General features: G+C 32.9%; 16 protein-coding genes. 5 read left to right on the plus strand and 11 right to left on the minus strand.

Annotation, left to right across the window (positions count from 1 at the left end; all coding sequences use genetic code 11):
- From BST83_RS21025 to BST83_RS21130, 5 genes are all read left to right on the plus strand, one after another.
- Window positions 1–334: alkyl sulfatase dimerization domain-containing protein (locus BST83_RS21025; RefSeq protein WP_302849443.1), on the plus strand; the 334-nt coding region annotated here is incomplete at its 5' end.
- A gap of 44 nt (window positions 335–378) precedes the next feature.
- Window positions 379–672 carry a hypothetical protein gene (locus BST83_RS21030; RefSeq protein ID WP_254712439.1) on the plus strand — a complete coding sequence of 98 codons (294 nt, stop codon included), beginning with the start codon at window positions 379–381 and terminating at the stop codon, window positions 670–672.
- Window positions 673–945: 273 nt separating this feature from the next.
- Window positions 946–3,597, plus strand: coding sequence for a TonB-dependent receptor (locus BST83_RS01960; RefSeq protein ID WP_104808349.1), 2,652 nt, complete (start codon window positions 946–948; stop codon window positions 3,595–3,597).
- A gap of 77 nt (window positions 3,598–3,674) precedes the next feature.
- The gene (locus BST83_RS01965) at window positions 3,675–5,096 is read left to right on the plus strand and encodes a GMC family oxidoreductase N-terminal domain-containing protein (RefSeq protein ID WP_104808350.1); all 1,422 of its coding nucleotides are present in this window, start codon (window positions 3,675–3,677) and stop codon (window positions 5,094–5,096) included.
- A complete protein-coding gene (locus BST83_RS21130; RefSeq protein ID WP_302849444.1) occupies window positions 5,069–5,194 on the plus strand; it encodes a hypothetical protein in 126 nt (41 codons plus the stop codon). The genes BST83_RS01965 and BST83_RS21130 overlap by 28 nt, the downstream gene beginning before the upstream one ends.
- 153 nt (window positions 5,195–5,347) lie before the next feature.
- Here the strand turns inward: BST83_RS21130 and BST83_RS20315 are convergent, their stop codons facing one another.
- From BST83_RS20315 to BST83_RS01995, 11 genes are all read right to left on the minus strand, one after another.
- A complete protein-coding gene (locus BST83_RS20315) occupies window positions 5,348–5,701 on the minus strand; it encodes a hypothetical protein (RefSeq protein ID WP_240614610.1) in 354 nt (117 codons plus the stop codon).
- 160 nt (window positions 5,702–5,861) lie between these two features.
- Window positions 5,862–6,029: a hypothetical protein gene (locus BST83_RS20320; RefSeq protein ID WP_240614611.1), complete on the minus strand. Its 168-nt coding sequence runs from the start codon at window positions 6,027–6,029 to the stop codon at window positions 5,862–5,864.
- 62 nt (window positions 6,030–6,091) lie between these two features.
- On the minus strand, window positions 6,092–6,229 hold the full coding sequence (locus BST83_RS20325) for a hypothetical protein (protein ID WP_240614612.1): 138 nt from the start codon (window positions 6,227–6,229) through the stop codon (window positions 6,092–6,094).
- A gap of 168 nt (window positions 6,230–6,397) precedes the next feature.
- Window positions 6,398–6,604, minus strand: a complete 207-nt coding sequence (locus BST83_RS20330) for an FAD-dependent oxidoreductase (protein ID WP_240614613.1) — start codon at window positions 6,602–6,604, stop codon at window positions 6,398–6,400.
- 318 nt (window positions 6,605–6,922) lie between these two features.
- Window positions 6,923–7,078 (minus strand): hypothetical protein, encoded by a 156-nt coding sequence (locus BST83_RS19740; protein ID WP_170062710.1) that lies wholly within the window; start codon window positions 7,076–7,078, stop codon window positions 6,923–6,925.
- 8 nt (window positions 7,079–7,086) lie between these two features.
- Window positions 7,087–7,422 (minus strand): hypothetical protein, encoded by a 336-nt coding sequence (locus BST83_RS01975; protein ID WP_104808351.1) that lies wholly within the window; start codon window positions 7,420–7,422, stop codon window positions 7,087–7,089.
- A 143-nt stretch (window positions 7,423–7,565) separates the two neighbouring features.
- Window positions 7,566–7,709, minus strand: a complete 144-nt coding sequence (locus BST83_RS19745) for a hypothetical protein (protein ID WP_170062711.1) — start codon at window positions 7,707–7,709, stop codon at window positions 7,566–7,568.
- A 195-nt stretch (window positions 7,710–7,904) separates the two neighbouring features.
- Window positions 7,905–8,195, minus strand: coding sequence for a hypothetical protein (locus BST83_RS01980; RefSeq protein WP_104808352.1), 291 nt, complete (start codon window positions 8,193–8,195; stop codon window positions 7,905–7,907).
- 391 nt (window positions 8,196–8,586) lie between these two features.
- Entirely contained in the window at window positions 8,587–8,727 is a 141-nt protein-coding gene (locus BST83_RS21035) for a TonB-dependent receptor plug domain-containing protein (protein WP_104808355.1), read from the minus strand.
- Between the two features lie 40 nt (window positions 8,728–8,767).
- Window positions 8,768–8,995 carry a Plug domain-containing protein gene (locus BST83_RS21040; protein ID WP_104808353.1) on the minus strand — a complete coding sequence of 76 codons (228 nt, stop codon included), beginning with the start codon at window positions 8,993–8,995 and terminating at the stop codon, window positions 8,768–8,770.
- Window positions 8,996–9,109: 114 nt separating this feature from the next.
- On the minus strand, window positions 9,110–9,232 hold the full coding sequence (locus BST83_RS01995; protein ID WP_170062712.1) for a carboxypeptidase-like regulatory domain-containing protein: 123 nt from the start codon (window positions 9,230–9,232) through the stop codon (window positions 9,110–9,112).
- Between the last annotated feature and the right edge of the window lie 529 nt (window positions 9,233–9,761).

The raw sequence follows: 9,761 nt of genomic DNA on the forward strand, positions 1-9,761 counted from the left end.
ACCAAGTCACACTAAACCCATAAAACAAAAAGATACAATTCGGAAAATATTGACTAATTATAGGGATGCTATTCAGTTTGTACATGATCAGACGATTAGAAATATAAATTTAGGTTTAATGCCAGACGAAATTGCTGAAAAAGTAATTTTACCAACTCATTTATCCAATTCGCCTTATTTAAAAGAGTTTTATAGTAAAGTAAATTGGTCTGTCAAATCTGTATTTGCTCGTTCTTTAGGTTTATTTGATGGAAACCCATCAACCTTATTGCCTTTACCTTTAAAAGAGAAAACAGCAAAAATAATTGAATTAGCAGGTGTTTTGATGTTCTAAAGCAAACAACTGTAGCAGCTTTTACTAAAAATTATCAATGGTCTTTGGAGTTGACAGACTATCTTTTAAAAATTGCTCCAAAAGATAATGAAGTATTAGAGTTAAGGTACAATAGCCTAATAAAACTAGGAGGGTCAAATTCAAATCCAAATGCTAGGCACTATTATTTAACAAGCGCATTAGAATTAAAAGTTTTAGAGATGAAGTTACGACCTGCAACAGGTAAAATTGCAGAACAATTAACTCTAAAATCAACCTTTGATGGAATGGTAGTAAGCCTTATACCAGAAAAAAGCATTTATGAAAATAAAAAGTTAATTTCTTTTTTCCAGACATAAAAGAAAAGTGGTCTGTACAAGTTAGATATGGTATCGCAGAAATTCAATCTTTTAATGTTAATGATGCAGATATCTTTTTAGAAATTAATTCTAAAGACTGGAAGAAATTAGCATCAGGTGTAGATGGCGGTATTGAAAGTTACTTCTCTGGAAATATGAATTTTAAAAAAGAAATCTACTTACTTTTAAAAGCTTTTTCGACTATGTTTAAAAATTAACTAAATAATTAACCCAAAATTAACTAAATAATTAACCAAAATTAACTTAAATCAGATGATAAAACAATTAAAAAAGGGAATTAAAATTACATTAACATTACTGACATTTCTAATAACTGTACAATTAAGTGCTCAAACTGTGCTGAGCGGTAAGGTTATAGATTCTAATGACAAATCTCCTTTACCAGGAGCAAATATACTAATTATAGGAGGTTCTGAAGGAGCATCAACAGATTTTGATGGGAATTTTACTTTAAAAGTAACGAAACAATTTCCTTATACTATAACAGTTAGTTTTACTGGTTATGATACTAAAAGTATCAAAGTTAATAAAGCTTCAGATGTTTCTTTAATTAGATTAAATGAAGGTATTTCATTAGATGAGATTATTGTTTCAGCTTCTAGGAAAAGGGAGAAAATTCAAGAAGCACCAGCAGCAGTAAGTGTACTTTCTGCAAAAGCATTAGCAGCTTATGCTGTTTCAAACCCTGTACAAGCATTACAAAATTTAACAGGAGTTGATGTAGCAACTTATGGTATTGGAGAATCAAAAATTAATTTAAGAGGTAAGTCTACAGTTTTTCAATCGGAAACGCTTGTTATTGTAGATTATAGAAATATTAGTATGCCAAGTTTGGGGCAAAACAAATCTGGTCAAAATCCAGTAGATGCAATCGATTTAGAACGCGTAGAGGTTATTAAAGGACCAGGAAGTGCATTATATGGACCTGGGGTAGAAGCAGGAGTTGTGCATTTTATTACCAAAAGTCCATTTAAAAAACAAGGTTTAACCTTGTCTATGGGGTTAGGTAATCAAAGTCAATTTCAAACAGCATTTAGATATGCAGAAGTTTCTGAAAATAAAAAATTAGGTTTTAAATTTACAGGGTATCATAGAACAGCAGAAGACTTTTCTTTTGATGACGCAGAAAGCCAAGCTCGTTTAGAGAGCTATGGCTCGTTTACGAGTAAGATAATTACCAGTGGAGTGGATGGCCGTACTTTTGAAGTAAAAGTGCCAGATTTACATACTGAAAGCTATGGTGTAACTGGGACACTAGAGTACAAACCATCCGATAAAACGACAATAACAAGTTTAGCGGGTTATAGTACGACTGAAGGTTTATTTAGAACTGCGCAAGGTGATGGATATCAAACTGCACCAAGAGGTTTTGCTCAAGTTCGTATGCAATCTGGAGGTTTGTTTGCACAAGTTTTTTGGTCTCAACAAAATGCAGGAGAAAATACGTGGTTGTATGGACCAGCATTAACGAACTTTAATAATGCAGAGCAATTAGAAGGACAAGTACAATACAATTGGGATGTTTCTCAAAATTTAAACCTTATTGTCGGTTCAGATTATAAAACTTTTGATACCGATACCAAGGGTACTATTAATGGTAAATATGAAGATGCAGATGAATATTCTATAATTGGTGCTTATGCACAAGGTAAATATAATGCAACAGATAAGTTAGATATTACAGCAGCAGCAAGAGTTGATAGATTTGCAGCTTTAAATCATATTTCTTTTTCACCAAGAGTTGCAGCTGTTTACAAAGCAAGTGATAATCATACGTTTAGAGCTACTTTTAACCAGTCAACTGGTGCTCCACTAGGTATTAATTTATTTACAGATTTGCCAACTGGTCAAGGGCCAGCGGGTTCTTTAATTTGGTTAACAGGTGGTGCAGAAGCATTTACCTATAATAATGGAAATGCGTATAGTTTTATAACTCAATCTGCAGTAACAAGTACTGATTTTCCTTTAAGAGCATTATATAATATGGTTGCTGCAAATTTTGCTGGTAGCCCTTTAGCAGCAAGTGTTAATGCTGTAGGTACGCAAATAACAGGTACAACATCTGCAACCGTTTTTGGAACTCCAATAAAAAGAGGTCCATTAGTACCCTCAACATCTAGTCAATTTGAAATTGGATATTCAGGCAGCCCAACTAACAAGTTGAAAGTTACATTAGATGCCTATTATAATAAAAGAAATAATAATATATCATCTACTTTATTGTCTTCAAAATTTTATGGTTATGCAACAGCAGGATCTGATTTAGCAGCAGCAATTACAGCTGTAAATCCTGGTTTCGCAAATTACGTATTACCTTCTGGTGCTACTGTAGCACAAACTTTTGCCGGAGGAATTAACGGTGTAACTTTGAATGCTTCAACTGGAGCACCAAATCCTTTAGGTTTTATGTCATCAGATCAATCACCAGGAAATGCTTTAGATATTACCTATTTTAATGTTGAGAGTGTAGATTATGTAGGGGTAGATTTGGGGTTAGATTATTTTATGTCAGATGATGTAACATTAAATGGTAGTATTTCTTGGTTAAGTAATTCATATTGGGATGAAGTAGCGATATCTGGATCAACTCAAAAAGTACCTTTTTCTCTAAATGTTCCAGAAATTATGGCAAAATTAGCTATAAACTACAGCCCAGAATTAGGTTTCAATGCAAATGCAGCAGTTCGTTATAGAGGCGAATTTCAATCTGAGAATGGAGGTGCTTGGACAGGTACAACAGAAGCTTCTACATTAGTAGATTTAAGTTTTGGATATAACTTTGATAAAAATATTGCATTTAAACTAACTAGTGGTAATCTTTTTGATTCTAAATACAGACCAATAGCAAATGCTCCATTTATTGGAAGAACTATTTTAGGTCAATTAACTTTACATTTCGATTAATTATTTATTAACGTATTCAATTAATTACTTGCACGAGAGGAATAGTTTAAAAATTATTCCTCTTTTTTTAAAATATTATGAAAAATTTAGAATATGATTACGTAATTATTGGAAGTGGCTTTGGTGGTTCTGTTAGTGCATTACGTCTTTCTGAAAAAGGATATAAAGTTTTAGTTATAGAAAAAGGAAAATGGTTTAAAGCAGAAGACTTTCCTAAAACTAATTGGAACTTTAAAAAGTGGTTGTGGCTTCCTCAAGTAGGTTTTCAAGGTTTTTTTAAGATGACTTTTTTAAATCACGTTACAGTACTTTCGGGTGTTGGAGTTGGGGGTGGTTCATTAACCTACGCAAATACATTACCAGTTCCTAAAGGCGATTTTTTTGAATCAGGTAGCTGGTCAGATCTTAACAATTGGAAAAATATTTTAGAACCATTTTATGAAACAGCATATAAAATGTTAGGTGCTGCAACAAATCCTAAACTAGATGCATCAGATCTAGCGTTAAAAGAATTAGCAAAAGATATTGGTAAAGAGGCACATTTTGAAGCAGCCAAAGTAGCTATCTATTTTGGCGAATCGGGGCGTACAGTAAAAGACCCCTATTTTAACGGTAAAGGACCAGACAGAACAGGTTGTGTGCATTGTGGTGCTTGTATGACAGGTTGTCGATACAATTCTAAAAATACTTTAGACAAAAATTACTTGTATTTAGCGCAGCAATTAGGCGCTACAATTATTGCAGAGAAAGAGGTAATAAATGTATTGCCTATAAATAAAGATGATGGAAGCGATGGGTATACAGTTGAATATAAATCAAAATTAGGAAAGAAATTAAAAGGAAAAGTAACCACAAAAGGAGTTATTTTCTCTGGTGGCGTGATGGGAACTGTACCATTATTACTAGAATTAAAAGATAAAAGTTTACCATATCTTTCTGATAAAGTAGGGTGTAATATTAGAACCAACAACGAATCACTATTGGTGATGACTTCTACTGAAAAAAATCATAAAGATTACTCTAAAGGAATCGCAATTGGTTCTGTTCTACACACTGATGAGAATAGTCATCTAGAGCCGGTTCGTTATGGTGAAGGGTCAAGTTTTTTTAGAACACTAACCATACCAACTATTCATAATAAGTTTGTTGTATTTAGACTTTTAGGAATGTTTGGAATTATATTGAAACAACCTTTACGTTTTTTGAAAACAGTATTTGCAAAAAACTACGCTAAGAGAACTACTGTTTTGTTATTTATGCAAACATTAGACAGTACTTTACGGATTAAAAAAGGATTTTTTACAAGGATGAAAACAGTTACAGAAGGTGGTCAAAAACCTAATGCATTTATTCCTGAGGCGCTAACTTTAGGTAAAAAATTCGCTAAAATGGTAAAAGCAATTCCATATGCTAATTTTACAGATGTATTATTAGGAAGTCCAACAACAGCACATATCTTAGGAGGTGCGGAATGGGAGAAGACATTTCTGTTGGTGTGATTGATAAAGAGGGATTTACGCCAGGATTTGCAGAAATCATAGCTCCATCACAAACCATCATATTTGATACCCAAAGACTTTACATTCTTTATCAATAACACCAACAGAAATGTCTTCTCCATTACCGCACCTCCTAAGATATGTGCTGTTGTTGGACTTCCTAATAATACATCTGTAAAATTAGCATATGGAATTCTTTTACCATTTTAGCGAATTTTTTACCTAAAGTTAGCGCCTCAGGAATAAATGCATTAGGTTTTTGACCACCTTCTGTAACTGTTTTCATCCTTGTAAAAATCCTTTTTAATCCGTAAAGTACTGTCTAATGTTTGCATAAATAACAAAACAGTAGTTCTCTTAGCGTAGTTTTTTGCAAATACTGTTTTCAAAAAACGTAAAGGTTGTTTCAATATAATTCCAAACATTCCTAAAAGTCTAAATACAACAAACTTATTATGAATAGTTGGTATGGTTAGTGTTCTAAAAAAACTTGACCCTTCACCATAACGAACCGGCTCTAGATGACTATTCTCATCAGTGTGTAGAACAGAACCAATTGCGATTCCTTTAGAGTAATCTTTATGATTTTTTTCAGTAGAAGTCATCACCAATAGTGATTCGTTGTTGGTCTAATATTACACCCTACTTTATCAGAAAGATATGGTAAACTTTTATCTTTTAATTCTAGTAATAATGGTACAGTTCCCATCACGCCACCAGAGAAAATAACTCCTTTTGTGGTTACTTTTCCTTTTAATTTCTTTCCTAATTTTGATTTATATCAACTGTATACCCATCGCTTCCATCATCTTTATTTATAGGCAATACATTTATTACCTCTTTCTCTGCAATAATTGTAGCGCCTAATTGCTGCGCTAAATACAAGTAATTTTTGTCTAAAGTATTTTTAGAATTGTATCGACAACCTGTCATACAAGCACCACAATGCACACAACCTGTTCTGTCTGGTCCTTTACCGTTAAAATAGGGGTCTTTTACTGTACGCCCCGATTCGCCAAATAGATAGCTACTTTGGCTGCTTCAAAATGTGCCTCTTTACCAATATCTTTTGCTAATTCTTTTAACGCTAGATCTGATGCATCTAGTTTAGGATTTGTTGCAGCACCTAACATTTTATATGCTGTTTCATAAAATGGTTCTAAAATATTTTTCCAATTGTTAAGATCTGACCAGCTACCTGATTCAAAAAAATCGCCTTTAGGAACTGGTAATGTATTTGCGTAGGTTAATGAACCACCCCAACTCCAACACCCGAAAGTACTGTAACGTGATTTAAAAAGTCATCTTAAAAAACCTTGAAAACCTACTTGAGGAAGCCACAACCACTTTTTAAAGTTCCAATTAGTTTTAGGAAAGTCTTCTGCTTTAAACCATTTTCCTTTTTCTATAACTAAAACTTTATATCCTTTTTCAGAAAGACGTAATGCACTAACAGAACCACCAAAGCCACTTCCAATAATTACGTAATCATATTCTAAATTTTTCATAATATTTTAAAAAAAGAGGAATAATTTTTAAACTATTCCTCTCGTGCAAGTAATTAATTGAATACGTTAATAAATAATTAATCGAAATGTAAAGTTAATTGACCTAAAATAGTTCTTCCAATAAATGGAGCATTTGCTATTGGTCTGTATTTAGAATCAAAAAGATTACACTAGTTAGTTTAAATGCAATATTTTTATCAAAGTTATATCCAAAACTTAAATCTACTAATGTAGAAGCTTCTGTTGTACCTGTCCAAGCACCTCCATTCTCAGATTGAAATTCGCCTCTATAACGAACTGCTGCATTTGCATTGAAACCTAATTCTGGCTGTAGTTTATAGCTAATTTTGCCATAATTTCTGGAACATTTAGAGAAAAAGGTACTTTTTGAGTTGATCCAGATATCGCTACTTCATCCCAATATGAATTACTTAACCAAGAAATACTACCATTTAATGTTACATCATCTGACATAAAATAATCTAACCCAAATCTACCCCTACATAATCTACACTCTCAACATTAAAATAGGTAATATCTAAAGCATTTCCTGGTGATTGATCTGATGACATAAAACCTAAAGGATTTGGTGCTCCAGTTGAAGCATTCAAAGTTACACCGTTAATTCCTCCGGCAAAAGTTTGTGCTACAGTAGCACCAGAAGGTAATACGTAATTTGCGAAACCAGGATTTACAGCTGTAATTGCTGCTGCTAAATCAGATCCTGCTGTTGCATAACCATAAAATTTTGAAGACAATAAAGTAGATGATATATTATTATTTCTTTTATTATAATAGGCATCTAATGTAACTTTCAACTTGTTAGTTGGGCTGCCTGAATATCCAATTTCAAATTGACTAGATGTTGAGGGTACTAATGGACCTCTTTTTATTGGAGTTCCAAAAACGGTTGCAGATGTTGTACCTGTTATTTGCGTACCTACAGCATTAACACTTGCTGCTAAAGGCTACCAGCAAAATTTGCAGCAACCATATTATATAATGCTCTTAAAGGAAAATCAGTACTTGTTACTGCAGATTGAGTTATAAAACTATACGCATTTCCATTATTATAGGTAAATGCTTCTGCACCACCTGTTAACAAATTAAAGAACCCGCTGGCCCTTGACCAGTTGGCAAATCTGTAAATAAATTAATACCTAGTGGAGCACCAGTTGACTGGTTAAAAGTAGCTCTAAACGTATGATTATCACTTGCTTTGTAAACAGCTGCAACTCTTGGTGAAAAAGAAATATGATTTAAACTGCAAATCTATCAACTCTTGCTGCTGCTGTAATATCTAACTTATCTGTTGCATTATATTTACTTGTGCATAAGCACCAATTATAGAATATTCATCTGCATCTTCATATTTACCATTAATAGTACCCTTGGTATCGGTATCAAAAGTTTTATAATCTGAACCGACAATAAGGTTTAAATTTTGAGAAACATCCCAATTGTATTGTACTTGTCCTTCTAATTGCTCTGCATTATTAAAGTTCGTTAATGCTGGTCCATACAACCACGTATTTTCTCCTGCATTTTGTTGAGACCAAAAAACTTGTGCAAACAAACCTCCAGATTGCATACAACTTGAGCAAAACCTCTTGGTGCAGTTTGATATCCATCACCTTGCGCAGTTCTAAATAAACCTTCAGTCGTACTATAACCCGCTAAACTTGTTATTGTCGTTTTATCGGATGGTTTGTACTCTAGTGTCCAGTTACACCATAGCTTTCAGTATGTAAAATCTGGCACTTTTACTTCAAAAGTACGGCCATCCACTCCACTGGTAATTATCTTACTCGTAAACGAGCCATAGCTCTCTAAACGAGCTTGGCTTTCTGCGTCATCAAAAGAAAGTCTTCTGCTGTTCTATGATACCTGTAAATTTAAAACCTAATTTTTATTTTCAGAAACTTCTGCATATCTAAATGCTGTTTGAAATTGACTTTGATTACCTAACCCCATAGACAAGGTTAAACCTTGTTTTTAAATGGACTTTTGGTAATAAAATGCACAACTCCTGCTTCTACCCCAGGTCCATATAATGCACTTCCTGGTCCTTTAATAACCTCTACGCGTTCTAAATCGATTGCATCTACTGATTTTGACCAGATTTGTTTTGCCCCAAACTTGGCATACTAATATTTCTATAATCTACAATAACAAGCGTTTCCGATTGAAAACTGTAGACTTACCTCTTAAATTAATTTTTGATTCTCCAATACCATAAGTTGCTACATCAACTCCTGTTAAATTTTGTAATGCTTGTACAGGGTTTGAAACAGCATAAGCTGCTAATGCTTTTGCAGAAAGTACACTTACTGCTGCTGGTGCTTCTTTGAATTTTCTCCCTTTTCCTAGAAGCTGAAACAATAATCTCATCTAATGAAATACTTCATTTAATCTAATTAAAGAAACATCTGAAGCTTTATAACTTTGATACTTTTAGTATCATAACCAGTAAAACTAACTGTTATAGTATAAGGAAATTGTTCGTTACTTTAAAGTAAAATTCCCATCAAAATCTGTTGATGCTCCTTCAGAACCTCCTATAATTAGTATATTTGCCTCCTGTAAAGGAGATTTGTCATTAGAATCTATAACCTTACCGCTCAGCACAGTTTGAGCACTTAATTGTACAGTTATTAGAAATGTCAGTAATGTTAATGTAATTTTTAATTCCCTTTTTTAATTGTTTTATCATCTGATTTAAGTTAATTTTGGTTAATTATTTAGTTAATTTTGGGTTAATTATTTAGTTAATTTTTAAACATAGTCGAAAAAGCTTTTAAAAGTAAGTAGATTTCTCTTTTTTAAAATTCATATTTCCAGAGAAGTAACTTTCAATACCGCCATCCTACACCTGATGCTAATTTCTTCCAGTCTTTAGAATTAATTTCTAAAAAGATATCTGCATCATTAACATTAAAAGATTGAATTTCTGCGATACCATATCTAACTTGTACAGACCACTTTTCTTTTATGTCTGGAAAAAGAAATTAACTTTTTTATTTTCATAAATGCTTTTTTCTGGTATAAGGCTTACTACCATTCCATCAAAGGTTGATTTTAGAGTTAATTGTTCTGCAATTTTACCTGTTGCAGGTTCGTAACTTCATCTCTAAAACTTTTATATTCTAATGCGCTT

It is taken from the genome of Polaribacter filamentus (assembly GCF_002943715.1).
Classification (GTDB): Bacteria; Bacteroidota; Bacteroidia; order Flavobacteriales; family Flavobacteriaceae; genus Polaribacter; species Polaribacter filamentus.